The sequence below is a fragment of the Scytonema sp. HK-05 genome (assembly GCF_963872035.1).
GTDB lineage: Bacteria > Cyanobacteriota > Cyanobacteriia > Cyanobacteriales > Nostocaceae > Kalymmatonema.
The window spans coordinates 60,054-84,632 of sequence record NZ_CAWMYC010000110.1; the positions used below are offsets into that span (position 1 = coordinate 60,054).

Sequence of the window (24,579 nt, forward strand, 5' to 3'; positions counted from 1 at the left end):
GTAGCGTTGTAAGTGATTTAGGTCATTTCCTCGATTAAACCATCAGAGTTACCCAAGCTGAGAGTTGTATACGGACAACTTCCAGCATCTGGTTTGAAACTGATAACTGCTAAATCCTGCTTGGGAAAGGGTTTGATATTTTCAGCTTTCCAGATTTTTTTGTCAGGGGTTTGCAGCTGCAATTTAGTGCTGGGTGGCACGACATGACGCACAGTGAGTACAGTGCAGAGTTGCTTGTTTTCCCCCTGCACCAAAAATCCTGTACCATGCCCCGGTTTGTCTACGTAGTTGATTAAAACTAAACTTTCCCCAGCTTGTTTACCAATCTCTCCCGGTAACTTTGGACTGTTACAGCCACTTAGAGATAAAGCGACAAAACCAAAGGCAACTAAGCAACGGCAAGACATCATCCCGCACCTACAGAACTTAATGGATCAAGTTACTTCGATTTGTTATTTCTTAAATAGTAATAAAAAATACTTTATAAAACAGGAAAATTACAGTTATATCTCTCAAGTCATCCCAATCTTTATTGAAGTTCTAGAAGAAAGCGATCGCGGGCGTGTTGCTACCTGCGACTGTTGCCTAACCCCACCTTCTAGCAGATACCATGAGACAGCTGTTGAACACAAGCGTGCTGGTGGCAAAATATAATCATGCCGATTGAATCCAACTCCAACTCATCCCTGTCTCATAAACAAGAACCTATTCTCGAAGACGACTTACAACCAGATGACTTTGAGGACGTAGGTGAAAATTGCTTCATACCAGATGGGCTTGCCACTCAACAAGCCCTTTCTGCAATTTCATCGCTGCAATCTCCGCGCAACACAACTGCCCTGCAACAAGCACGTTCCACCTTCCAAGGGTTAACTAGACCTGTAACAGTCAAACCCAGAGCATTGTTGCTGATCTTAGTCGCGATCGCCATGACTTTTATAGGAATAGCGATCAATAACTGGATCATTGGTATCTTCGGAACGCTGGGAACTTTGGTCTTGTCACTAGCAGTGCTGTTACCAACTATAGTCACTGTGGTACAAGAGTGGTTTTCAGCTCAAGAACGAGCGCTGTTTGTTGCGTTTTTAGGAGTCGTCGCAGGTGTCATTGGTGGAATTAAGTTCAGTGGTTTGGGCGATCGCATCCTAGCTTTTGGACGCCGAATAAACTGGGAAGCTTCTGGGACACTTGCGGAATGGTTTGGTGCTTTGGGGCAAATTCTGATTGCCATTATTGCCGTTTATGTTGCTTGGCGACAGTACGTCATTTCTAAAGACTTGACCATTCAGCAAAACCTCCTCACGGTTCAGCAAAATATTATTACCCAACAGCAGACGATAGATTCCTATTTCCAAGGTATCTCTGACTTAGTATTAGATGAACAAGGATTGTTAGAAGATTGGCCACAAGAACGGATGATTGCGGAAGGACGCACAGCAGCAATTCTCAGTAGTATAGATGGTAGTGGGAAAGCGAAAGTTCTCCGCTTTCTCTCGCGTTCCAAATTGCTGACACCCCTGAAGCGCGATCGCCATCTTGGGCGTGCCATTCTCGACGGTAATGGCGGTTATGCAGAAGATCGAGAGGCTGGTTTGCGTGTCATCGATTTAGGAGTGATGCTTGCGGGAGCTGATCTTGCTAGTACTGATTTGCGTTGGACTGATCTGTCGGAAGCCAATCTTGTCCGCGCTAACCTCATTAACTGTGACTTGGTAAAAGCCAATCTCTCCCGGGCTATTTTATATGAAGCAAAACTCAACGGTACTGATTTAAACGGAATTCGCCTCTTCTATGGTTCCGCTGAAACCGCCTCGCCTCGCAGCCGTACTGCACCGCCAGACTACGAGACTGGCGAACACACAGGGGCTGTTGTCGAAGACGCTGATTTCACCAATGCCCAGCGAATGTCTGAGTCAGCGCGATACTATTGCTGTGCTTGGGGAGGCGAAAAAACCAGAAGTACTATTCCCGGCGGTTGCGAAGGTATTCCTAATAAGTTGGGCAGGTAGTCAGCCCCTAAGCCCTTCGGGCACGCTACGCGTTCGCGTAGCGTGCGCTTTGCGCTTACGGGGAAGTCAAAAGTCAAAAGTCAAAAGTCAAAAGTCAAAAGTCATTAAAGAAATCATTTGTAAGAAACAAGATCCCCGACTTCTTAAAGAAGTCGGGGATCTGTGGCTTTCAATTCTCACAAAGAAAGCGGAGGATTACTATATGAGTTTTGCAAGAAGTCTATTTGTTAGTCATTAGTTGTGTTGGTTTTTCTTGTAACCACTAACTACTTGCTTTTGACGTTGGAGGCATCACAACTTTCTTAGCTAACCCCAGAGTCTGCAATGTTTTAATTGCCCACCAAGTCATATCTACTTCCCACCAAGAGTATCCGGCTTTTGCGACATTTGGATGAGCATGGTGATTGTTATGCCAACCTTCACCATAAGTTAGAATTGCCGCCCACCAAAGATTACGAGAGTTATCCTTCAACTGGAAACTACGATAACCGCGCAGGTGAGCCGCAGAGTTAATGAACCAAGTGGTATGCCACAGCACTACTGCCCGCAGAAAGACTCCGTAGATTACAAAACTCCATCCACCCAAAGCATACAATAAGACACCAACAGGAATTTGGAGCGGCAAGAAGTTGCGATTCAGCCAACGATAAAATGGGTCACGGTATAATTCCGGGGCAAATCTTTTGTAATGTTGTTCCTCAAAAAACTCTGCACGCGGGTAAAAAATCCAAAGCATATGGCTCCACCAAAAACCACGCTGGGAAGAGTAGGGGTCTTTGTCTGGATCCTCTGTATGCGCATGATGTAGCCGATGTCCCGCCACCCAAAAGATTGGTCCTCCTTGCATCGCAAGCGCACCCACAATAGCGAGTCCATACTCCAACCACTTCGGTACCTGTAAACTTCGGTGAGTCAAAAGCCGATGATATCCTAAACAAATACCAATGCTGCCAAACAACCAGTGCAGGAATATCATCACTCCCAAAGCAGACCAAGAAAAACACCAGGGAGCAAGGATTGCCAAGGCATGAAATGTACCGAAAAATGCCACGTTGATCCAGCTCAGAGTAAGCGGCTGCTTACCAACAGCCCCAGCTGAGTTGATAGTCATAAATCTTTCCTTTGACGTGAATGCCGTAAATAAACTAGTGCAGAAGACTGTACTTGTTACCACATCCTCTGCGAACACAGGCGTTGACAGCTAAAGTGGGAAGAGAGGATGCAAGTGCTACTTACATCTGTTAGTCTAGCAAGGATACAACTTAAATGCAAGTGCCACTTGCAGTTTTTACTTATGTCTGGAGAAATAATTTCAACGCGACAGCGACTGATTAATGCAGCAATGGAGTTATTCGCGGCGCAAGGAATTACCGAGACGACAACCAAAGCTGTCGCAGAATTAGCAAAAGTGAATGAAGTGACGTTATTCCGGCATTTTGGCAACAAGCACGGATTGGTTCTAGCGGTGATTTCCGAGTCACCAGTGTTTAAAGAACTGGGTGAATCCTTAAAAACGCAAGTCAGTCAAACGAACAGTGTTTATCAAGCTCTTAAAGATTATTGCGAAGAGCGCTTAACGGCTTTAGAACAAGTTCCTGAATTAGTACGCTCTGTAGTCGGTGAGTCAGGAAAATATCCAATAGAAAATCGTCAAGCACTGGGAAGAAGCTTAGCGCAAGCCAACAACTATGTAGCTGAATATTTAGCAACAATGATGGAGCGTGAGCAATTATACACCCAATTGCCACCTCAAAAGCTAGCCAGTTTACTCAATAGTATGTTGGTGGGGTATGCCGTGATTGAATTTACCAGTGAATTTCATGAACTTTGGCATGACAGAGATGAGTTTTTGGAAAATTTGGTGGCGCTGTTTTTAAAAGTAGCCACAAACTCTTCAAATCAAATCAATAATGAATCTATTTCAACAGAGAAGGTGGTAGATTTACCAGCAATTTTAGTTTACTCCATTTTGCAAAGAGCTAAAAAATCAGGGCTGCGAGATTATGCCCTCATGTACGTTTTTTTTGCAGCAGGTTTATCTTCAGAAGAAATAGTAAACTTAGAGCAAGCCCACCAAATCAGGGATACCAACCAGTACTTATTGCAAATCACACAAGGCTCTATTCGACAAGTTCCTGTTAATCAGTGGATCATGGGTAAGCAGTATGGCTCTTATGCTCGTAATCCCTTAACACAATGGTTAAAAAGTCGTAAAGATAACCACTCTGCATTATTTCTCAATGACGATGGAATGCCTATTTCAGAGGTAGAAATACAACAGCGCTGGCGAATATTAACTGAGGGATTATTAACACCAGAAGGGCAACAGCCAGTCATTGAGCAAGCTCAACAAACATGGTGTGTAGAAATGTTAATCAAGGGAATGAATTTAGAAGATATGAGTATAATCACGGGTTGGAATATTATAAAATTGCAGCCGTATGCTCGTAGAGCCAGAGAAAAAGCAGCTTTAGAGCAAGCGATTCGGCTCGATAATAAATCGAGGCAGGTAAATCGGGAGAGTTAAGTCTCATCAGTTTCACCTGAACTCATAACCTTGAGATACTGTCCAATCAAAATTATGAGGTAACGGTCAAATATCAGCGGTAGCAAGCAATCTAGACAACCCCACAGCCGATTTTCGTCCGTCCGGTGCACCGCGTTGCTCCCGCTTGTTGGCAGGCGATCGCAGCTATCCAACGCTTTACGCGTGGGAGATCATTTAGTGGAGCGGATGAAATTTTGAGAGAAAGTACACAATTACAGAAGTTGATGGTATTTATGTCAATGATTCTTAGCAGATTTTAATGATTCTATCAGGGCTCATTCATGGTTATCACTCATGCTAGTCATTAAGCTAGCTCAATCGGCAAATTAATAATGCATTATGAAAAAACGGTATTTTTTACACGCTGGTGCAGCAATGCTAGGCACAGTATGGTTATCACGTTATTTATCAGGAAGGTCAGAAGTTATGGCAACTGCAAACAATGAGTTTGAAATCAGCAAAACCGAAGAAGAGTGGCGCAAAATTTTAACGCCGGAACAGTTTTCTGTGCTGCGGAAACATGGGACTGAACGCGCTCACACCAGCTCTCTCGATAAGCAATATGCTAAAGGGGCTTATGTATGTGCTGCCTGCGACTTGCCACTTTTTACATCTGAGACTAAATTTAACAGCGGCACTGGTTGGCCTAGTTTTTTCAACTCAATAGAAGGGGCGATCGCCACAACCGTAGACAAGTCATTTTTTATGACCAGAGTAGAAGTACATTGCCATCGCTGTGGTGGACATCTGGGTCATGTTTTTAATGATGGTCCCGCGCCTACGGGTAAGCGCTACTGTATGAATGGTGTGGCAATGAAGTTTATTGAAGGTTGAGGTTAGTGTTTGCAGGCGATAGCAAAGCGCTCCAGCATAGCGGCAGATCGCTCTTGGAGAGAGTAACAAACGAGATGATTTCGTGTGCTCGCCTACCCTCAAACCGGAAGCTTCTCCCTACTCCCAGGACATCGGTTTAACGGTTGTGTTCAGCGGCGGCAAATAAGACTGAACTCAGCACCAGTGAATTGCAACTGTCTGCTGCACTACAGTTGTTAGATCGCTGTCGCTACTTTCTGCGGGTGTACTTCTCGTTCTTTTGCAAGGGTCTTTCGATAATCAGCAGCTTCAGCAATTTTGGTAAATTTTACCTCTGATTTGCAGATTTTAAGTTCCTCATCTATCTCTCTGACAACTTTAACTATTTCCTCCAATGAAACTCGGAAAAATTCTTTTTTCTCGTTTGCTTTGTTCATTCTTCTGGTGTCAAAACGTTTGTGCAAGCAAGATTCAAGTTCTGGTGCATTTTCACAAAAGATCATGGCGTGAACATCAAAAGGAAAAGGAACAGAAGCATCGCCCAGTTCCTTAACCCGATCCATTGGTTCTAGGCGACGTGTCATACCGATTTTGTAAACATCTTCACCAAATGAACCAATGTTTGAAATGATATAGACGTGTCCAGATTTAGTCATTTGAGCTTGAGAAATAGCTCTCTTTCTATTTGCTTCAGCCTGTGCAAGTCGCTTTTGTAATTCCTCGATTTGGCTAAAGAGTTTTTCCTGAGTTTTACCCGTAGCGGATTCTATCTCCCTACGAGCTTTTTCTAGAGCCTCTTGATAACGACGTTCTTCTCGCTCAGCATCTTGCTTGACTTTTTCGAGTTCGCGCAATGCTCTTTCTTCTTCGCGCATCTGCTCACGAATAATGCGTTGTTCCTCTTGCTCTTGATACTTTTTCTCCTGATATTCATGGGTCAGCGAAAGCTCCTGTAATTTCAAGTCCAAGAATTGTGAAGTGATTGCGCAGTGCGTAGTCTGAGAAAGTTTATTTAATTCCTCATAGGTCTTTCTGATTCGATTCTCCATGGTTTGAACGTTATTATATTTAACCTTCATCACCGAAGCGTCACATTCACCATTGAAGGCACGAAGAACTAGCTTGATAAAATTATCAGTCATCTTTTTACCTTCTTTCACACTACCGCTAACTGACCATTCAGTATGACAAACAGCAGCTTGTTTGTCCTTTATCATCTGTTTCTGCTGAGTGCGAATCTTATCTAAGCGTTGCTTATACTCTTCAGCCTCTTGAAAATCATACTTAGACTCATAAAATCCAAAAGCTTCGACAATTTCTTGTTCTTCGAGTCCTTGAAGCTTCGATTTTAGTGATGAAATCTTGATAGACAGTTCACATTCTTCCGCCTCTGCTTCCTTATCCAGTTGTTTAAGGCGATCCTTCAGAATCATGATTTGTGAATCTAGCTCCCTAGCGGTATCTTCTCTAGAGATAAGTCCACTATATTTTCGATCTGCTTCTTGTAATCGCCTATCTACCTCTTTAAGACGCTGCTGAGCCACTGTATAATCGTTCTTGCGTTGTTGTAGCTGCTTGATTACCAAAGCAAGAGCGGTGGCTAATCCGATGGACAATAAGAACAGTAGGTATGTCATGGAAGCAAGCCGAAATCGTCTATCATCTACTATAGGTTGGTCGAACTTGCACCCTCTTATCTCAAAATTCTCTCAACTTTAGGTTTGATTCTACCTGAAAGATCTGAACTCATGAGATTCCCAACCGAGATCTCGAAGTACGGTCTCAATCAGGATATAAACCGATGTAACTACTCAATTATACGGAGTATTTCCATATAACTACCCTCTACAGAGTATTTATACAGACTTTTTCCATATAAAATCCGAAATCTGAGTATTACAAATAAATGTACCGTATAATTACTTTGATAATTTATACTCACCTTCTTAACCTAAGTAGTAAAAGTGTCAGCAGTCTCCTAGATTTTTGAATATTTTTGATTCGTTCACTAGACATCGCTTCATCCCAAAATGAACATACATAGCGGCTGAACAACTCTACAAAAGACAGTTTTACAATAGAAATTGTGGTGGATAAACCTAATGCATATGCCTGAGGCAAACCCAAAAATGGCAAAGACATCGATACCTGCATTAAACCTTTACGAGTCCGACTTCTACGCTTGGACGCAGGAACAAGCAACGTTGCTCCGCAACCAACAGTGGAGTCAGGTTGACCTACTAAACCTAATTGAGGAAATTGAATCTTTGGGTAAGCAGCAACGCCAAGAACTGCGTAGCCGTTTGAGCGTGTTGATTGGACATTGGCTGAAATGGGAGTACCAACCTCAGCGTCGCAGCCGCAGTTGGCTAGCAACACTTCGCATACAGCGTCGCGATACGATACGGTTACTAAAAGACAACCCAAGCCTCAAACCTTATCTTGATGATGCTTTGCAAGAAGCATATGAGAATGCCAAGGACTTAGCAATGGGAGAAACTGACCTGCCAGAGCAAATCTTTCCTCTCAATTGTCCCTACAACTTGACTGAGATTCTAGAAGATTGCTTTTATCCTGGCGAGTTAAGTGAATTAGTACACAAGTCGGAATCATAAACACCTGTGATCAATGCTCTAAGAATCTGGGGCTAAATCTGTCATTGCTCCTTTTGAATTTGTCTAATGAACAACAGAGCGATCGCCGTGATCCCCAAACTAGTTATCTCGCCTTTAGCGTTAAACTTTCTACCATTTTCAAGAGCCGTATACTCAACCCAATTTTGTACAGAATACTCCTTTTTATACTCCTCATAACTTTGGCTGAAAAACTGGCTGATTTGCTCAGTAGTCACTGCTTTGTTTAGCAGTTTGCCCAGACCATGCTGAATGACATAATCAACATACCAAGTAGCTCATTCTTCGTCATACACTCCCTTCAGAACAGTCTGTTCGTATTCGTAATGCGCTCCACCTGCTTGAGTCAACAAAGCAGCAATAGCTGTTGTAGTAGTTTGGATCATGTTCTATCTCCCTTTTTATTTGTTTTTGGTTGGTTGCAGGATTTCTACCTCTGTAATACCGAAACTTAAGCCTCAATACTTAAAAGCTTATGAATGTTACATGATCTCAACCTGATTAGCCGTTAAAATTTCAGTTGGGATTGTTAAAAAAATGCCCTCTCATCAACTCTTAATCCCAATCTCAACACAATATAGGCTTTATAACCGATACTCCAAAATATCAATCCCAAAGAAGGGTGTTGACTTATGTGTATTGAATTTGGGCGGGAAATCTGTGGCAATCTCGACATCGCACAGTCGCGGGAATGGTTAGTCACCAATGGCATCGGCGGTTACGCTTCTGGTACTGTGGCAGGTTTACTGACGCGTCGCTATCACGGTTTGCTGGTAGCGGCTTTGAAACCGCCTCTGGGTCGGACTTTGCTGCTGGCGAAACTGGATGAAACTGCCTTGTATGACGCTCGCTCTTTCTCTCTCCACACCAACCGTTGGGCGGATGGTATCGTCAGTCCCCAAGGTTACCAGCACATTGAACGCTTTTCCTTGGAAGGCACAATTCCTGTGTGGCGTTTTGCCTTTGCTGACGCTTTGTTAGAAAAACGGGTGTGGATGCAGCAGGGAGCTAACACAACCTATGTCCAATATGCCCTGCGTCGCGCCACCCAACCGTTAAAGCTGACGCTTAAAGCAATGGTCAACTACCGCGATTATCACGGCAGTACCCAAAGCAACGGTTGGCAGATGAGTATTGAGCCAGTTACACAAGGAATTTGTGTCGCTGCTTATCCGGGTGCTGTACCACTGTACCTGCTGAGTGACCACGGCAGTGCATCTGTTGCCCACAATTGGTATTACGGATTTGACCTGGCAGTTGAACGCTACCGAGGACTGAGCGACAAAGAAGACCACCTCCACGCTGCTACTTTTGAAGCTACACTTAACCCTGGGGAATCGCTCACCTTTGTCGCCAGTACTGACAACCAACCAGACTTGGATGGTGAAGCAGCACTCCACCACCGTCACACTCAAGAGCAGAAGTTAATCGGACAGTGGAAATCTAACCGACCCCTCCATGCTCCTGATTCTCCTGCCTGGATCAATCATTTAGTGTTGGCTGCTGACCAGTTTATTGTTGACCGCTCTGTGCCAGAACACCCTCACGGCAAAACCATCATCGCTGGTTATCACTGGTTTAGTGACTGGGGACGCGATACGATGATTAGCCTACCTGGGTTGACCCTTGCCACTGAACGCCCAGAGATAGCACGCTCAATTCTCCGCACCTTTGCCACGTATGTAGACCAGGGAATGTTACCCAATCGCTTCCCCGATGCGGGTGAAACACCTGAATACAATACAGTCGATGCGACTCTCTGGTATTTTGAAGCAGTCCGCGCTTACTACAGCGCCACTGAGGATGATGATTTGTTGCATGAACTCTTTGGGGTGCTTGCAGATATCATCGACTGGCACTGTCGCGGCACTCGCTACAACATCCACCTCGATTCCACCGATGGTTTGCTTTACGCAGGGGAAACGGGTGTGCAACTCACCTGGATGGATGCCAAAGTCGGAGATTGGGTTGTGACACCGCGCATTGGCAAACCCATAGAGGTAAATGCCCTCTGGTATAATGCTTTACGGACAATGGCAAACTTTGCTCGCCACATTGGCAAGCCCCATCAGGAGTATGAGGCGATCGCCGACCGTACCCAAGTCAGATTTTCTCGCTTTTGGAATCAACAGACAGGCTACTGCTACGATGTGCTGGATGGTCCCGATGGAGATGACCCATCCTTGCGCCCTAACCAAATTTTTGCCGTCTCCTTACCCGAAAGCCCGCTCACGCCAGCCCAGCAACAAGGAGTGGTAGATGCTTGTGGGCGGATGCTGCTAACTTCGCATGGATTGCGTTCGCTTGCCCCTGAGCATCCCCAATACCAGGGAAACTACGGAGGTAATCAGTATCAACGCGATGGAGACTATCATCAAGGAACAGTCTGGGGTTGGTTGCTAGGTCCCTTTGTCCTGGCACATATGCGTGTCTATAAAAACCCAGCTATTGCTCGTCAGTTCCTAGAGCCAATGGCGAACCATCTCACTGCTCACGGTGTCGGTAATCTCAGCGAAATTTTTGATGGCAATGCCCCTATGACCCCACGGGGATGTATTGCCCAAGCGTGGACAGTAGCAGAGGTTTTGCGTGCTTGGCTTGCGACAGAGAATTCCTAAAGAGCGAGTTCCATCATATTCCACACTTCGACGTGTAATGGTAAGTAGGTCGGTGTAAATAATTAAAGGTATGTAGTCAGCGCTTTAACGCTAAAGCGCCTATTACGAGCTAGTTTCCAAGCTTTACTTTTCTTTACATAATTTGATTTTTTCTCGCCTACTTACTTATCTGACTAGGTTAAGTTTCGCCTTGGGGTAACGTGAGGATTTCAACGCCGTCTTCAGTCACAGCGAGAGTATGCTCAAATTGAGCGGAAAGCTTGCGATCGCGTGTCACCGCAGTCCAACCATCGCCCAGAACCTCAACTTCCCAAGTGCCTTCATTAATCATCGGCTCAATGGTAAAAACCATACCAGGTCGCAGACGTTTTCCCTTGCCTCGTGTCCCGAAATGGGGAATTTCCGGCGCAGTATGGAAAACGTTGCTAACACCGTGTCCTACGAAGTCTCGCACCACCGAAAAGCCCTGTGCCTCGGCATACTCTTGAATGGCTGCACCAATATCCCCAACCCTTGCTCCTGGCTTAACCTCAGCAATCCCCCTTCTCAAGCACTCCTCTGTCACCTCAACCAACTTTTTAGCTTTTGGGGAAGGTGTGCCAACAAAGAATGTCTTGGATGTATCACCGTGGTAGCCATCAACAAGCGGCGTGACATCTATGTTAATGATGTCACCTTCCTTGAGGATTTGCTTGGCATTCGGAATTCCGTGACAGATGACTTCATTAACACTCGTGCAAATTGACTTAGGAAAGCCCTTGTAGCCAAGAGGTGCGCTTTTTGCACCATGCGCCTGTGTCCACCGTTCAGCTTCGTCATTGAGTTCGAGCGTACTTACCCCTGGCTTGACCATTGGTTCAAGATGGTGTAAAAGTTCGGCTGCCAATCGTCCAGCCTTACGCATCTTGTCTAGTTCTCTGTTAGATAAAATAACAATCGTTTCGCTTTTCATGAAATTTAATGTAAAGCATCATCCAATACTACCGTTACCCCCATTTCGGCAGAACGTCGTGCCGCATCCGCCACTTTCAGAGTGTACAAGCTTTCTTCTGAGGTGACGTATATGGGAGTACCATCAATGAGATGATCTAACACTATTGTCGTATCTTTGGCAAACAAACCCCGACGATTACCAACTTCTATCGTCTTTGTTTCCCCTAGCTGTACCAAAATTCCGGTGTTGCCGTCAAAAAGTAATCCGCCGTTTTCACCATGAACTTCAAACTTACGTTCTGGTTGCCATAAAGTTTCGCCTTTACCGTAGACAACATGGGCTAACAGTCCGCTATTAAAGGACAGATGAGTATCACAGAAACAACTTTGATAATACTCTGTTTCTTCTATCCGCCAAAATCGATTATGACAGTTGACCGATATCACTTTACCAAACAAATCTACAAGACGGTGTAAGCGGGAAAGTGCGCCAATCAAAGGAAACCCGAAAAGCTCGTGATTGTACGTCCATTTGCGGGGTGCGGGATGCTGGGGGTTAATGGTGTTGTAGCGCACGAAAAATACTTGACCAACTTCTGGGAGGTATTCCTTCAAGGCTTGATGCACACCACCCAACAGTTCAATGTGTTCAACATGGAGCAATTTTTTTTGTGCTTTGGAAAGCGCAATAAGTTCTTCAGCTTCTGCCACGTCTACAGAAAGGGGATACTCTACAACAACGTGTTTACCGTTCTCCAGCGCTTTTCGTGCAATTGCACCATGATCCCGAGTCACAGTACAAATCACCACTAAGTCTATATTGTCTTGCTCTACCAGTTGCTGCCAAGAATCTATCACCTGAGCCTGGTAGTCTCTAGCAAAGGCTTCTGTCTTTTCGGGTGTATGACCGGCAACAGCAACGAGATGTGAGCGTTGATCATGCATCAATGTTTCAGCCCGGAGCTTTGCTGCATACCCAGTACCAACCAAACCCACCCTTACTGGGCATTTTTGCGAAAAAGCTGAGTTATCGTACATTATTATTGTCACCGCTTTGTTTATTGTTGTGTATAAGCGCTAAGGAACCGATGGGTATAAGGGCGTAAAGGCATTACGCTCGTATCGAGGTAAGAATATAGGGAAAAATAGACTCCTCTGTCTACACTCCTACACCCCCTATTCCCACAACAAACAGCTTTAACATCTCAACCAACCTCAGATTGGTTTACCATGTTATTTTTATACATTGATTTTTTTTTGGTTGTATATAACTTTATTTAACAATCTGGCAAGTAGATACTCAGTATTATAAAAAAAAATTATTTTAATTAACTCACTAAATTTCATTACTAATCGAGTTCGGTTTCCGGTTATATCGTTTTGTTTTTCTCGTAGTATCAGAAGTGAAGCAAATTTTTACGAACGGCTGATCCAATAAGATCAGCCGTCCTATTTGCTTTAGGATAACTTATACAATCGGTTTGTAGAAGAGAGGATGACAAAATGACTACTTACAAAGTGACATTAGTCAATGACGCTGAAGGGATAAACAAAACAATTGAGGTAGGAGATGATGAATACATTCTAGATATTGCTGAAGAAGCTGATCTTGATTTGCCCTACTCTTGCCGCGCTGGTGCTTGCTCTGACTGTGCTGGTTTGATTAAATCAGGTTCCGTTGATCAGTCTGACGGGTCTTTCTTGGACGACGACCAGATTGAGCAAGGATATGTGCTGACCTGTATCGCCAAACCTACCTCTGATGTCACCATCGAAACCCACAAGAAAGAAGATATCGAATAAAGCTTAGGCACCTCAAAAATCAACTTTCAAGAGCCACTGATGTGGTAAAGACACAAAAAAGCAGGATAGACAGAGAAAAATTCCCCCTGTGCTGTGTCTGTTGGTTACACGTACTTTGGCAATAAGTCTATCTTCAGGTTATACGAGCAGGAATACACAGAACCCTATGCTCCTGCTTCCTTAACTTACCTACATTGTGACAGACTCCCTTAAAGGGTATTCGTAGACAAATAAACGTGGAGCTAATCACTGCTGAAAGAAAGTACAAATTGATATAGTAGGCTAACTTTTTATACTTTCAATATTTTTTGGACACTTATAACTTTATTTAACAATGTAAGGAGTAGAAAGTCAGTGCTATAAAAAAAACTTATCAGTATGAAGTAACTAAATTTCATTACTAATCGAGTTCAATTTCCGGTTGCATCCTTTTATTTTTCTCGTAGTATCAGAAGTGAAGCAAATTTTAACAAACGGCTGCTCCCATAGGAACAGCCGTGGTATTTGCTTTAGGATAACTTATACCGTCCGTTTGCAAAAAAGAGGATGACAAAATGCCTACTTATAAGGTCACACTGATTAACGAAGCTGAAGATTTCAACGAAACGATTGAGGTTAAGGATGATGAATATATTCTAGATGCTGCTGAAGAGAAAGGTTTTGACCTGCCTTACTCTTGCCGTGCTGGTGCTTGCTCTACCTGTGCTGGTAAACTTGTATCTGGTTCTGCTCCAGACCAGTCTGACCAGTCTTTCTTAGATGATGACCAAATCGAAGCTGGATATATCCTGACTTGTGTGGCTTACCCAACTGGAGACTGTACGATCCAAACCCACAAGGAAGAGGAACTTTACTAAAAGTTAGGCACCTCCAAAATCAACTTCTTGGAAGAGTACCGGATGTCGTAGAGACATAAAAGTAAAAGAAGCAGTACAAACAACAGAAATCATCTTCTGCTGTGTCTGCTCCAACACCTACTTTGGCATTAAGTCTAGATTCACGTTAAATGAGCAGGAGCACAGGGAATCCCGCGTTCCTGCTTTATTAATTTAATTTTAGCAATCTCCACAAGCATCCCTGTGTTGAGCGGCAAGGGAAGGAAAGCATTTTGAGTGTGATAGATATAGATTTGCTCAGTTCGTTTGCGCAATCCCGTTACCGAGAATTTGAGTTTTAGTCCCAGGATAGTAGAACTGAAGAATCTTTGGACTCGACCAGCCAAGCTTAGCTAAATTTTGAGCACCCACTTGGCTCAAGCCAACTCCATGTCCTAAACCACCACCAACAAAGGCGTATCCCCAAAGTTCTGAGTTGCCTTTATTTAGTGGTTGTAGGTAAAACAGGGTGCTGATAGGAGCGATAAAGGCACTGCGAACCTCGTCTTTATATAAAGAAAATGTGCCAATATCTGTTTTGACATCAAGTTTGAGAATGCGACCGCTCTTGCTTCGCTCTACTACTTTCATTTCTCGGATAGTTTTGAACTTTGCATAGGGACTGTTTTTCACCTTGAGAAATTTTTGTAAACCTTTGGTAATCTCTTTCAAGCTCGTTTCCCGACGCCAACGGAACAGGTCCCTCTGACTTTCATTAAATCCTTGTTTGAGACTGATAAACTGTTGAAATTGGTTTTCATCCGCTAAATTCTGCCCAGACAAATTCCATATATCATGGCTCGGAGCATCTATTATAGGTTGCAGGTAGGGACGGTCATCACCATTCCAGACATCGCTAAAGGAAGCAGTCACGCCACCAGTTGTGGAAGAATACAAAGCATCCACTAGCTGGTTTTTATAAGTGAGAACCATACCCCGTGTTGTGGCGATCGCCCGATCTGTGTTCGGTGTCACTCCACTCAACCCATAATAAACTTGACAGTGAGTATCAGCGCACAATTGATACCCATCTATTGCAAATCTATGTAAATTCCGTAAAGCATAAGTCCGGGCGAGAACCGCTTGTGCTTCCATTGCTGGCATGGGAGCTGTCGCGCCAATTTCATACGGCACAACTCCACGCAAGTATGTTTCTAAAAGCACTTCATTCACGAGAGTATAGTCACCATAGGCATTTGGCTGCACCTTCATGCGTCCAGCGTAAAGACGTGCTTTCTCGGGTTTTTTACTTTCATTGACCCGAATCAAATTTTTGTCGCTACTAATTTCTAAATTATCTGGGCTGAAGCGTTTGCCATCCACTTGCCAAGTGACTCGGGGTACCTTTTGTAAAACTTGGGTATCGACAAAAGCAGTGTTTTGACCAGCAGCTTGGACGCTTTGCAACAGCAAACGTCTAAGTAAGGGAGTGTTGTAAACTTCGCGTTTTGCCCAAACTTGCCAACGTTCTGGTTGGGCTATTTCCACTTCTATTCCGCGATCGCGCCACTTTTGCGCACTATCTTCAGCGGTTTCATATGTACGGAATGTTCCCAACACGACCCTTTCCTTGACGACTGCTGCAGGCATTGCTTGCATCAAGACTTCTAGTTTGACAGGCTTGGTCGTGACTAAAGTTTGCTGGCTACTCCCATCTTGAAATTTCAACCTCAAGCGATCGCCTTTGGTGGGTTCTAATTGCAGCGCTTCTGTGGGCTGATCTCCGAATCGCTGCACAATGCCAATCCTAATTTCCACATCCTTTGTTCTACTTGCAGGACCTGATGCCCCAGTTAGACCCAATAAACAAAACGTGGTAAGTACGGTGTAAGAAATACGCCAAATGATTTTCATGGAATCTTTGTTTTGCCGCCACAGCTGTCTAGAAGTGGATGATCGCCAAAATCACTACCAAGTCAAAAGGATGATATTAGACATACTTGGGTGCAAGCCCCCACACCGGAAAAATCCCCAAAAATTAAAGCGGATCATCCTGACATCAAGACCCCCGTTTTATCTTTGGGGTTCCTTTTGGTGCCTTCTGACTTTCCTATGTAGTTTAGTAGTTTTTGGCACAAGTTATTTGCTCAAACCAATACCTGTTTCACAAGCAAAATGAGTTGCAACTTGAAGTCATAACGATTATGATTTAATCAAGAGCCACAAAACACCACTCATCAACAAAATTCATTTATGATCATTCAAGAAATTCCTTTAAATCAGATACGGCGACCTTTGCCACGCCAAAACGACCCAGACAAGGTCAAAGCTTTAATGGAATCGATTGCTGCCATAGGGCAGAAAGAACCAATCGATGTTTTAGAAGTCGATGGACAGTACTACGGATTTTCTGGATGCCATCGCTACGAAGCTTGCCAGCGTTTGGGCAAAGAAACCATCATAGCTAGAGTCCGCAAAGCCCCTAAAAGTGTTTTGAAGATGCATCTGGCATAACCTTGTCTTTTGTCTTTGGTACAAGAATTCAATAAATCATTTGGAGAAAATTATGCCAAGTCAAACATTCCCAGTAAACATTGGTATTGACGAAGCAAGCAGGGCTAAAATTGCCGAAGGTTTGTCTCGCCTGTTGGCTGATACTTATACGCTATACCTGAAAACTCATAACTTTCATTGGAACGTCACAGGACCGATGTTCCAAACTCTGCATCTGTTATTTGAAACCCAGTATACAGAGTTGGCAACAGCAGTTGATTTGATTGCCGAACGGATTAGAGCATTGGGCTATCCTGCACCTGGTACTTACAGCGAATTTGCCCAACTCAGTTCGATTTCAGAAAGTCCTGGTGTCCCCAAAGCTACAGAAATGATCCGCCTGCTTGTCGAAGGACAAGAAGCCGTTGTGAGAACTGCGCGGTCTATTTTCCCTGTTGTGGATGAGGTTAATGACGAACCCACTGCCGATTTATTGACTCAGCGGATGCAGGTACACGAAAAGAATGCTTGGATGCTGAGAAGTTTGCTGGAAGAATAGAAGTAATGGGGAATGGCAAAAACAACCAATTCCCCATTGCCAATTTCCAATTCCTCCTGTGCTGTCATGTCCGACACCGATTTCACTCAAAAGTTGCATGATTTGATGCAACGGGTGGGTATTTCTAGTTTTAAAGCGTTGAGTCGCACTGCTGGTGTTTCAGAACGTCAAATTTTGCGGTTGCGACGGTTCGGAGTTGGGCAAATGCGCGTGGATGTCCTACTTAAGTTGTCGCAAGCGCTGAAACTCAGCTTAAATGAATTAGTTGCTACTTTCTCTCAAGTAGAGTTGGTCATAGATAAAGATACACCAACGCAAGAATTGTTACATTATGTAGACCAATTAAAAAAAGAATACGAGCGATCGCAACAGCAAATACAACAGCAACGACAAGTATTACAGCAAGAGTTCCAGCAGTCTAGTTTGCAACTGCTGGAATCTTTATTATTGCAATTTCCCACAGCTGCACATAAAGCACGAGAAAATCCCCAGTTACCGGCTGTCAACATCGTTCCGTTGGTACACAAACCCTTAGAAAAACTTCTGCAGCAGTGGGGGGTGGAAGCTATAGCACCTGTGGGAGCAGAAATACCTTATGACCCGCAACTCCACCAGCTTCTCGAAGGAAATCCACAAGTTGGTGAAATTGTCAAGGTGCGTTACACTGGTTACCGTCAAGGTGACAAGTTGCTATATCGCGCTAAGGTCAGCCCCGTTTCACCATAAGTGTAGGCAAAGGATAGCAGAAACAGGCACTCACGCTTGAAAAATTACAAACAAATAGTTCTCCGTAAATCCCAAATTATTATTCAGAAGTTTTACATAGGTATGTGGTTACAGTTTTTCAAATGAATTACTATTGGTATAGACTAACAATGTCAAGAAAAAATTATACTAATTAGTATTCCTAAGTTATGATAGAGCAAGTAAAAGTTATTCAACTAACTGGAATGTTAGGGAGTAGTCAATCCCAAGAGTTTCGAGAAAAAATTAATGAAATTATAGAAAAAGAAAGTAGCACCAAAATAGTATTAGTTGATTTTAAAGATGTGACTTTTATGGACAGTTCTGGCTTGGGTGCTTTGGTGTTAGCTTTTAAAGCTCTACGGGCTGTAGATAGGAATTTGGTGATCTGCTCGATCAATGAACAAGTTAGGATATTGTGTGAACTGACCGGTATGGATAAGGTATTTGAAATATTTCCTAGTCAAGAGGAATTTAACAAAGTTGCCATATCTAAAATCAATTAATCAAACTTCATCTTGATGATAGATAAATCATCATCAAAAGCTTCTTTTGAGTTTAAAGAGATGATGTTATTTAATATCTGGTCAAGTTTACCCTCAAATTGCCGCTGTGAGGCGACAAGCATCTGAATAAAACCTTCTAACGTCCAAAGAGTGCCATCTGATTGCGTGATTTCGTAAGCACCATCACTGAAAATATAAAGAGAACTGGATTCTTCAATATTGCAAGAGTCATCTACATATTTTACCTGTGGAAACATACCCACAGGCACACCCGGAGTTCTCAATTTTTTGACTTTAGTCGAGGTTGGGGATTTTCCAGATATTAAGACTGCTGGTGGATGACCGGCACTTGCGTAAATTAATTGGCGTTTAACTCGGTTATAAACTCCATACCAAATAGTAAAGTATTTATCGTTTTGATAATTCATTTGAAAAGTATTATTCAATGCTTGCAGGACATCACTAGGTTGATAGTAATTTAGACCCTTAAGAGCACGCGATCGCAGTAAATTTAGCACAGAAATCGAGGGGAGAGTTGCTCTAAGCCCATGCCCTGCAGTATCTAACAGATATATTGCTAGGTAATCCGGATCAAGCCAATAGTAATCAAAACAATCACCTCCAAGTTGGCGTGAGGGAATGAACTGGAAATTGATGCTTAGAGGATGCATCATTGGGGGTGGCAGAAGCGATCGCACATATTCTGCGGCTTCTGCCAATTCTGCTTCTAAAATTTGCTTTTGGGTTTGTAAATCCCTACTCAATTGGTGCAGACGTAATCCTGCTCTTACTCTCGCTTGCAATTCATTGTGTTCAATCGGTTTTGTGATAAAGTCATCAGCACCGGCATCTAACCCCTTAACGCGATCGGCTACGGAATCTAAAGACGTTAATAAAATAAAGAACGTAGTAGATAACTGGGGATCTGCCTTGATTCGTTGGCAAACTTCCAGTCCATTTAACCCTGGCATAATCCAATCACAAATAATCAGCGCCGGACAGCAAGCAACTGCCTTTACAATTCCTTCCTCACCATTGCTGGCAACCACGACTTTATAACCCTGTCTTTCCAGCATCCTTGTCAGAAGTATCTGTACTGCCAGGTCATCATCAATTATTAAGATTTGATATAGATTAGTCATTAGTCATTAAGTCAGGAGTCATTAGTCAGTTATAAGTCATTAGTAATGGAAGACTTTTAACTTTTGACTATCTCTCTAGATGATTATGGAGGGGAAAGAGGATTTAGCCACAACAGGATGGTGCGTTGGAGCTGATTGAGATCCCGGTATACTTCTTGCTTGAACCACTGTCCGAAGGCGTCAAACGGCGTAAACGATTCTCCCGTCTGCCATTTAATATCTTGCCCTAAGGGTGTGGTATGAGTGCCGGTGAGTGTCTGTACCGTCACCATCTCTGGAAAGCGTTGTTTCAAGAGTTCAGTTAAAGTTTTTGATTGATCAAGCGTGTCGTTGGTAAATTTTATTAACAAGTTGCGGCGAATATTATAGCGCTCTTGCACGAGTTTATTGGTTTCTAAGGGTGAGGGGGTAAACTCGACGGCGGCGGCTAAGTTCAACTGTTCGATTAAGGGAATCGCATCCCTTGCAGCGTAGTTATTATACGAAATCAAGATATTGCCAGCGCGTTCTACAGGAAGAAGGCTACCAATGAGTAAATGGAGTTTGCACCCCATACTGTGTCCGATTCCGTAAATGGGAAGGTAGCGCTTGCGTATTGCCGAAGTATCGTGTAAGCGTTCTATGGCGCGTTCAAAGTTTAATAGTACAGATTTGGCGATCGCACTATGATCCAAAGTGTTCACAAATGGCGTCGCTATCACAGCATAGCCTTTGCTTGCCAGTTGTTCTAATAAGTGGCGGTAAGTCAGGTGGGGTGCGGTAGCAACGAATGCGCCGCCCAGGAAGTGAATGATTGCAACAGGATTTCGGGGAACGAGTACCCAGTTGCCAGAGATTTCTTGCCAGTCCATCTCAACAAGGTAAAGGGTGAGAGATCAAAGCCGAGTATTTAATACTTTTTAATAGTAAGCTTTGTTGAGTGTTGTTGTGGGGTGGGTATCCGCCAAAACCGACACTCTTTAAGGCTGATGGCGTGCGTGCTAATTTTATAGCGGTTTGCAACCGTTGTAAGCTACACCAAAGAAATAAAGAAATTAGAACTTACGCACTGTACAGATTGACCATCATATGCGTTAACGTGCATTCGGCTGTTTCAGACCACAACACAAAGTAGGGTGGGCAGTGCCATAAATTGATGTGCAGATTATATGCTAGTGCTTACCACTGCCCACCTTACAGTCGAAAAACGAGATTCATATTTAATGATTTTTGTCAATGCGTTAGTCCTAGAAATAATGAACCACAGATGTAGACAGAGGCGGCTTAAGGCAGAGTACACTCATGGAACACAGATAAACCTGTACTTCATTACATAAGTGGGTTTCATGTGCGTTGAGGGTGCGTCCATCTGCGGTTAATTATTCATTTTTTTGGAATGAATGCAAGAAGTCTATTCAAATCAGAAGTGCTATAAGTATGAAAGCGAATACGAAATTATGCTCCCATCCCAGAATATCTCTTCAAGCCCCGCCGCCACAGCAAACGATTTAAACCCAAAAACACCAAAATCCAACCCACCATTGACAAAAATCCCCGTCCTAAATCCACGGGTAGCCCAACCAAAATACTTGCAGGGAAATCAATCATATAAGGAAACGGCGTACAAAGTACCACCGCCCGCACGCTTGGAGGAAAAACCTCTAGAGGTGCAATCATCCCAGACAAAAATAAATAAAACAAAAACCAAAAATTTTCTACAGCACTCGCCCGTTCCGTCCAAAAAGCAAGCATTGCAAATGAGTATTGCATAATAAAACGCAAAGCAAAAGCGAGCATCGCCGCCAAGATAAATAGCAAAAAATTTGCTAGACTTGGCAACCAAAAAGCTTGGGGATACAGGAGAAAAAATATTACCATCAGTAACAATGTAAAAGGTAAACGGGCTGCTCTTTCAGAAATATGAGACGCAATATGATGCCATACTGGATCAATCGGTTGTAGCAAGCGAGGAGAAAGTTTTCCTTCTACTATTTCCCTTTCAAACTCCCAAACAACCCAAACAACTGTGATTTGTCTGAGGAGAAAAACAGCAAGAAAGTAACGGGCAAAATCCACAGGTGACAGACCGAACCGTCCTCCTTGCGCCGCCTGTATCCATACTCCCATGAGAATAATTGGCAGAGAATTTGCCAGCACCCATAAAATAAGTTCCGCCCGATACTCAACCATATAGGCGTAGTACACTGACAGGAATGTCAAGGCTTTCTTGAAAATTCGCTTCATAAAACCTCGTGAAAAGTGTGGAAACCGTGCGGCTTTAGCCCACGGAGAAAAAACGAAAAGGTGCCTTTAGGCACAGTTTGCAACCCGCCACGAGTTGTAACTGACAAATTTACAATCAGTGGGGTTTGCATTTTGAGTTAATCGCTTACCAGACCTAATGTCGTGCAAGCTAATTGTTTTTTTATCTGGATTTTTCTTTGTTGGTGACTCCACCCACCCACCGACATAGCAAAAACCATATTTGAGATGCTTAACTATTGAACCTCGTTTAAATCCAGCGCTAATTGTTCCACCGTATCTAGGTCTAATATGACCGGATTGGTGTTGCAATCTGTGCAGTTGACGACGATGAAATTCTAGAGGAACGATTTCGATTAGTGCTATCGTATCAGGCATGGCATGTCCTCCAACAAACCAATTAGCCAATACCCACGAGTCAACACAATGAGCATCAAATTTGTTAGATAACTTGTTTTTAGACTTCTTTAAGCCTAACTCTTGTCGCATCTCGTAAGTTTCATTACCCGCACGGGTTTCCAGGTTAGCCAATTGGCGCAATTCTGAATAAAACCAGTTTTTACCTACTTCTAACGGTGAAAACAATACATTCCATTTACGCCCATTTTTCCAAGTTTTGGCTTTGATATCCTCAACGACGAAAGTTGTAACGGGAAACATTGAGCTTAACCAGTTACAGATTCGTAGTTTCCACTGCCATCTAGCTTTAGTTGATGGTGGCAACTTTTGTTTGTTGACTAATCGGTTTTTACGATTTTGGCGACAGGGTGTATTGCGAAACCGTCTAGCACGTCGCATATTCCGTCTTGTTTCTACGTGGTCTTTCACCCAATCAATTGCATGAGTTTGTACGTTTAAATAGGTGTGCGATTTGGATTTAACAGTAAACCCCTCACGCTTGCTACCTGGGTCAACGCCAACTGCTATTGGTTGATAGTTTCGATTTGATGGCTCTACATTAAGTCGAACACAAAATACTCCTTTCTTAAAAAATGGTGTAGCTTTACCTGATTTAATCCAACGTTTAGCCCTAGCGGGTGTTGTTGGCATCAGGGGTCGATTATTACTATCTACGACTGGAACAAACATTTACGATAAGTCCCAATTGGGTATATATATCCCTTCGCCACTGACTATCACAGAGGTTACAGACTAGGGAGGCATCTAGTAACGTGTTTTGGGCTACCACGCCCAGGTAGTTCAGTATTAATGGCTAGACACTGTTTTAGTCTTGTATTAAGAAATTGGTGAGTTTCCTCTTACAAGCCCCCTCCCTTCAGGGCGGGGTCAGTGACCATAGAAATTTAGTCATTAGTCATTAGTCATGAGTCATTGTAGAGACGCACTGAATGAAAGCGTCTGTACATCTTTGTCTTATTTAAACGTTGACCACTCCTGCTTGGAAAACTCGCCCAATCACTTCTTCAACTGGCGGTTCTGTGACTGTCAAATCAACGACATCCAAATCTGCTAAAATCCGCGCCACAGTACGGGTAAGTTCCTCTTGCTGCACCATAAAACAAACCGAACGCCCTTCCATGTGTCGCACATCACCATATAACGTCAGTTTTTCTTTAGGTACAGGATGAATTAATTCCAAATGGACTTCTCGGTAAGGCGCAAAACGTTCCAGCAGTCCATCTAAGCTACCGTCATACATCAACTGTCCTTGGTGAATAAGCAGAACCCGCTGACATAAAGCTGTAATGTCAGCCATGTAATGGCTTGTCAATAATACTGTCGCTTGATATCGCTGATTGTACTCGCGCAAGAAATCACGCACTCCCACTTGAGCATTTACATCCAATCCCAGTGTTGGTTCATCCAAAAATAATACCTGAGGACGATGCAAAAGTGCTGCTAACAGTTCTGCCTTCATCCGTTCACCTAAAGACAGTTTCCGCACAGGTTGAGTCAGTTTACCTTCCAGCGATAGCATCTCGGTTAATTCTCCTACCCGTTGACGGAACTCTTTATCGGAGATATTGTAGACAGCACCGTTAATCTTGAGAGAATCAAGCGCTGGTAAGTCCCAAAGCAGTTGCTGTTTTTGCCCCATTACCAAGGTGATTTTTTGCAAAAACGGTTCTTGGCGACGAAATGGAATATGTCCACCAACTGTAACTTGACCGCTAGAAGGATAAATCAGCCCCGTGAGCATTTTTAGCGTCGTGGTTTTACCAGCGCCATTTGGTCCTAAAAACCCGACCACTTCACCAGGTGCAATTTCAAAGGAAACATCGTGAACTGCTTTGATTTCTCGGTAGGTGCGGCGGAAAAAGTGGGTTATTGTCCCTACAATTCCTGGTTCTTTAACGGCGACAGGATAAACTTTGCTCAGGTTTTGAACGGATATTATACTATAATCATTTGCATTAGAAACATTGTGTACTGACGATTCTGGTGACATAACAGACAGTAAGAAATTGGATTTAACAACAAAGTTTACTTAAATGAGTTCTAGATCTTATTGTCTTTCAATTTGTATAATTAATACAAATTTGTTTTTATTTTATACTTTTGCACTCAGTCATCCTCAAAGGTTCAACCAGTTGTTAACTGAGTCAAGCGCTTAAGGATGCGAAGCACCTCATATAAATCATTTCCTGGGTTACGCATCAAAAAGCCCTTGGATAAAGCATAACGGGGTGGATTTCCTTTAACTAATTTGACCGCAAATCGGAGGGCGCAAGCCCCTAAATTCCATTTATGGGGATAAGCC

The 24,579-nt window shown here is 43.4% G+C and carries 24 protein-coding genes; 12 read left to right on the forward strand and 12 right to left on the reverse strand.

The genetic code is table 11. From position 1 onward, the window contains the following. Positions 1-17: 17 nt before the first annotated feature. Positions 18-410, reverse strand: coding sequence for a trypsin-like peptidase domain-containing protein (locus AACT52_RS21490; RefSeq protein WP_143172845.1), 393 nt, complete (start codon positions 408-410; stop codon positions 18-20). A gap of 19 nt (positions 411-429) precedes the next feature. On the opposite strand from AACT52_RS21490, the gene AACT52_RS21495 reads away from it, so the two are divergent. Next, the gene (locus AACT52_RS21495; RefSeq protein ID WP_073633283.1) at positions 430-654 is read left to right on the forward strand and encodes a hypothetical protein; all 225 of its coding nucleotides are present in this window, start codon (positions 430-432) and stop codon (positions 652-654) included. Positions 655-656: 2 nt separating this feature from the next. Then, a complete protein-coding gene (locus AACT52_RS21500; RefSeq protein WP_073633284.1) occupies positions 657-2,009 on the forward strand; it encodes a pentapeptide repeat-containing protein in 1,353 nt (450 codons plus the stop codon). A gap of 262 nt (positions 2,010-2,271) precedes the next feature. On the opposite strand, the gene AACT52_RS21505 is transcribed toward AACT52_RS21500, so the two are convergent. After that, positions 2,272-3,120, reverse strand: a complete 849-nt coding sequence (locus AACT52_RS21505; RefSeq protein ID WP_073633285.1) for an acyl-CoA desaturase — start codon at positions 3,118-3,120, stop codon at positions 2,272-2,274. Between the two features lie 183 nt (positions 3,121-3,303). Here AACT52_RS21505 and AACT52_RS21510 point away from each other — a divergent pair, with 183 nt between their 5' ends. Beyond that, positions 3,304-4,536 (forward strand): TetR family transcriptional regulator, encoded by a 1,233-nt coding sequence (locus AACT52_RS21510; RefSeq protein WP_073633286.1) that lies wholly within the window; start codon positions 3,304-3,306, stop codon positions 4,534-4,536. A gap of 360 nt (positions 4,537-4,896) precedes the next feature. Next, the gene (gene msrB, locus AACT52_RS21515; protein ID WP_073633287.1) at positions 4,897-5,391 is read left to right on the forward strand and encodes a peptide-methionine (R)-S-oxide reductase MsrB; all 495 of its coding nucleotides are present in this window, start codon (positions 4,897-4,899) and stop codon (positions 5,389-5,391) included. A gap of 215 nt (positions 5,392-5,606) precedes the next feature. Here the strand turns inward: msrB and AACT52_RS21520 are convergent, their stop codons facing one another. Beyond that, positions 5,607-7,007 (reverse strand): DUF4041 domain-containing protein, encoded by a 1,401-nt coding sequence (locus AACT52_RS21520; RefSeq protein WP_073633288.1) that lies wholly within the window; start codon positions 7,005-7,007, stop codon positions 5,607-5,609. Between the two features lie 471 nt (positions 7,008-7,478). Between AACT52_RS21520 and AACT52_RS21525 the strand changes: the two genes are divergently transcribed. After that, entirely contained in the window at positions 7,479-7,985 is a 507-nt protein-coding gene (locus tag AACT52_RS21525) for a DUF29 domain-containing protein (protein WP_073633289.1), read from the forward strand. A 41-nt stretch (positions 7,986-8,026) separates the two neighbouring features. Here the strand turns inward: AACT52_RS21525 and AACT52_RS21530 are convergent, their stop codons facing one another. After that, entirely contained in the window at positions 8,027-8,221 is a 195-nt protein-coding gene (locus AACT52_RS21530; protein WP_073633290.1) for a hypothetical protein, read from the reverse strand. Between the two features lie 414 nt (positions 8,222-8,635). Here AACT52_RS21530 and AACT52_RS21535 point away from each other — a divergent pair, with 414 nt between their 5' ends. After that, complete coding sequence (locus tag AACT52_RS21535; protein ID WP_073633291.1) at positions 8,636-10,621, forward strand: amylo-alpha-1,6-glucosidase; 1,986 nt, start codon at positions 8,636-8,638, stop codon at positions 10,619-10,621. 178 nt (positions 10,622-10,799) lie between these two features. On the opposite strand, the gene map is transcribed toward AACT52_RS21535, so the two are convergent. Beyond that, entirely contained in the window at positions 10,800-11,573 is a 774-nt protein-coding gene (gene map, locus AACT52_RS21540) for a type I methionyl aminopeptidase (protein ID WP_073633292.1), read from the reverse strand. A 5-nt stretch (positions 11,574-11,578) separates the two neighbouring features. Beyond that, positions 11,579-12,592 carry a Gfo/Idh/MocA family protein gene (locus tag AACT52_RS21545; RefSeq protein ID WP_073633293.1) on the reverse strand — a complete coding sequence of 338 codons (1,014 nt, stop codon included), beginning with the start codon at positions 12,590-12,592 and terminating at the stop codon, positions 11,579-11,581. Between the two features lie 465 nt (positions 12,593-13,057). Here AACT52_RS21545 and AACT52_RS21550 point away from each other — a divergent pair, with 465 nt between their 5' ends. Together AACT52_RS21550 and AACT52_RS21555 are read left to right on the forward strand one after the other, a co-directional pair. After that, the gene (locus tag AACT52_RS21550) at positions 13,058-13,357 is read left to right on the forward strand and encodes a ferredoxin (protein WP_073633294.1); all 300 of its coding nucleotides are present in this window, start codon (positions 13,058-13,060) and stop codon (positions 13,355-13,357) included. Between the two features lie 554 nt (positions 13,358-13,911). Then, a complete protein-coding gene (locus AACT52_RS21555) occupies positions 13,912-14,214 on the forward strand; it encodes a ferredoxin (protein ID WP_073633295.1) in 303 nt (100 codons plus the stop codon). A gap of 276 nt (positions 14,215-14,490) precedes the next feature. On the opposite strand, the gene AACT52_RS21560 is transcribed toward AACT52_RS21555, so the two are convergent. Then, complete coding sequence (locus AACT52_RS21560; protein ID WP_073633296.1) at positions 14,491-16,086, reverse strand: SpoIID/LytB domain-containing protein; 1,596 nt, start codon at positions 16,084-16,086, stop codon at positions 14,491-14,493. Positions 16,087-16,425: 339 nt separating this feature from the next. Here AACT52_RS21560 and AACT52_RS21565 point away from each other — a divergent pair, with 339 nt between their 5' ends. The 4 genes from AACT52_RS21565 to AACT52_RS21580 all read left to right on the forward strand — a co-directional run bounded on the left by AACT52_RS21565 (position 16,426) and on the right by AACT52_RS21580 (position 18,474). Beyond that, the gene (locus AACT52_RS21565) at positions 16,426-16,686 is read left to right on the forward strand and encodes a ParB N-terminal domain-containing protein (protein ID WP_073633297.1); all 261 of its coding nucleotides are present in this window, start codon (positions 16,426-16,428) and stop codon (positions 16,684-16,686) included. A 52-nt stretch (positions 16,687-16,738) separates the two neighbouring features. Continuing rightward, complete coding sequence (locus AACT52_RS21570; protein ID WP_073633298.1) at positions 16,739-17,224, forward strand: Dps family protein; 486 nt, start codon at positions 16,739-16,741, stop codon at positions 17,222-17,224. 66 nt (positions 17,225-17,290) lie between these two features. Further along, positions 17,291-17,950: a nucleotide exchange factor GrpE gene (gene grpE, locus AACT52_RS21575; RefSeq protein WP_073633310.1), complete on the forward strand. Its 660-nt coding sequence runs from the start codon at positions 17,291-17,293 to the stop codon at positions 17,948-17,950. A gap of 188 nt (positions 17,951-18,138) precedes the next feature. Next, a complete protein-coding gene (locus tag AACT52_RS21580) occupies positions 18,139-18,474 on the forward strand; it encodes an STAS domain-containing protein (protein WP_073633299.1) in 336 nt (111 codons plus the stop codon). Here the strand turns inward: AACT52_RS21580 and AACT52_RS21585 are convergent. From AACT52_RS21585 to AACT52_RS21605, 5 genes are all read right to left on the reverse strand, one after another. Beyond that, positions 18,471-19,616 (reverse strand): PP2C family protein-serine/threonine phosphatase, encoded by a 1,146-nt coding sequence (locus tag AACT52_RS21585; protein WP_073633300.1) that lies wholly within the window; start codon positions 19,614-19,616, stop codon positions 18,471-18,473. The genes AACT52_RS21580 and AACT52_RS21585 overlap by 4 nt on opposite strands. An 83-nt stretch (positions 19,617-19,699) precedes the next feature. Continuing rightward, the gene (locus AACT52_RS21590; RefSeq protein ID WP_073633301.1) at positions 19,700-20,467 is read right to left on the reverse strand and encodes a DUF1350 family protein; all 768 of its coding nucleotides are present in this window, start codon (positions 20,465-20,467) and stop codon (positions 19,700-19,702) included. A gap of 583 nt (positions 20,468-21,050) precedes the next feature. Beyond that, positions 21,051-21,839 carry an ABC transporter permease gene (locus AACT52_RS21595; RefSeq protein WP_073633302.1) on the reverse strand — a complete coding sequence of 263 codons (789 nt, stop codon included), beginning with the start codon at positions 21,837-21,839 and terminating at the stop codon, positions 21,051-21,053. 66 nt (positions 21,840-21,905) lie between these two features. Further along, entirely contained in the window at positions 21,906-22,946 is a 1,041-nt protein-coding gene (locus tag AACT52_RS21600; protein WP_073633303.1) for an RRXRR domain-containing protein, read from the reverse strand. A 289-nt stretch (positions 22,947-23,235) separates the two neighbouring features. Further along, a complete protein-coding gene (locus AACT52_RS21605) occupies positions 23,236-24,267 on the reverse strand; it encodes an ABC transporter ATP-binding protein (protein WP_073633304.1) in 1,032 nt (343 codons plus the stop codon). Positions 24,268-24,579 lie beyond the last annotated feature (312 nt).

Coding starts and splice junctions, on each gene's coding strand:
- AACT52_RS21490 (WP_143172845.1), bottom strand. CDS start 410: ATGATGTCTTGCCGTTGCTTAGTTGCCTTTGGTTTTGTCGCTTTATCT.
- AACT52_RS21495 (WP_073633283.1), top strand. CDS start 430: ATGGATCAAGTTACTTCGATTTGTTATTTCTTAAATAGTAATAAAAAA.
- AACT52_RS21500 (WP_073633284.1), top strand. CDS start 657: ATGCCGATTGAATCCAACTCCAACTCATCCCTGTCTCATAAACAAGAA.
- AACT52_RS21505 (WP_073633285.1), bottom strand. CDS start 3,120: ATGACTATCAACTCAGCTGGGGCTGTTGGTAAGCAGCCGCTTACTCTG.
- AACT52_RS21510 (WP_073633286.1), top strand. CDS start 3,304: ATGTCTGGAGAAATAATTTCAACGCGACAGCGACTGATTAATGCAGCA.
- msrB (WP_073633287.1), top strand. CDS start 4,897: ATGAAAAAACGGTATTTTTTACACGCTGGTGCAGCAATGCTAGGCACA.
- AACT52_RS21520 (WP_073633288.1), bottom strand. CDS start 7,007: ATGACATACCTACTGTTCTTATTGTCCATCGGATTAGCCACCGCTCTT.
- AACT52_RS21525 (WP_073633289.1), top strand. CDS start 7,479: ATGCCTGAGGCAAACCCAAAAATGGCAAAGACATCGATACCTGCATTA.
- AACT52_RS21535 (WP_073633291.1), top strand. CDS start 8,636: ATGTGTATTGAATTTGGGCGGGAAATCTGTGGCAATCTCGACATCGCA.
- map (WP_073633292.1), bottom strand. CDS start 11,573: ATGAAAAGCGAAACGATTGTTATTTTATCTAACAGAGAACTAGACAAG.
- AACT52_RS21545 (WP_073633293.1), bottom strand. CDS start 12,592: ATGTACGATAACTCAGCTTTTTCGCAAAAATGCCCAGTAAGGGTGGGT.
- AACT52_RS21550 (WP_073633294.1), top strand. CDS start 13,058: ATGACTACTTACAAAGTGACATTAGTCAATGACGCTGAAGGGATAAAC.
- AACT52_RS21555 (WP_073633295.1), top strand. CDS start 13,912: ATGCCTACTTATAAGGTCACACTGATTAACGAAGCTGAAGATTTCAAC.
- AACT52_RS21560 (WP_073633296.1), bottom strand. CDS start 16,086: ATGAAAATCATTTGGCGTATTTCTTACACCGTACTTACCACGTTTTGT.
- AACT52_RS21565 (WP_073633297.1), top strand. CDS start 16,426: ATGATCATTCAAGAAATTCCTTTAAATCAGATACGGCGACCTTTGCCA.
- AACT52_RS21570 (WP_073633298.1), top strand. CDS start 16,739: ATGCCAAGTCAAACATTCCCAGTAAACATTGGTATTGACGAAGCAAGC.
- grpE (WP_073633310.1), top strand. CDS start 17,291: ATGTCCGACACCGATTTCACTCAAAAGTTGCATGATTTGATGCAACGG.
- AACT52_RS21580 (WP_073633299.1), top strand. CDS start 18,139: ATGATAGAGCAAGTAAAAGTTATTCAACTAACTGGAATGTTAGGGAGT.
- AACT52_RS21585 (WP_073633300.1), bottom strand. CDS start 19,616: ATGACTAATCTATATCAAATCTTAATAATTGATGATGACCTGGCAGTA.
- AACT52_RS21590 (WP_073633301.1), bottom strand. CDS start 20,467: ATGGACTGGCAAGAAATCTCTGGCAACTGGGTACTCGTTCCCCGAAAT.
- AACT52_RS21595 (WP_073633302.1), bottom strand. CDS start 21,839: ATGAAGCGAATTTTCAAGAAAGCCTTGACATTCCTGTCAGTGTACTAC.
- AACT52_RS21600 (WP_073633303.1), bottom strand. CDS start 22,946: ATGTTTGTTCCAGTCGTAGATAGTAATAATCGACCCCTGATGCCAACA.
- AACT52_RS21605 (WP_073633304.1), bottom strand. CDS start 24,267: ATGTCACCAGAATCGTCAGTACACAATGTTTCTAATGCAAATGATTAT.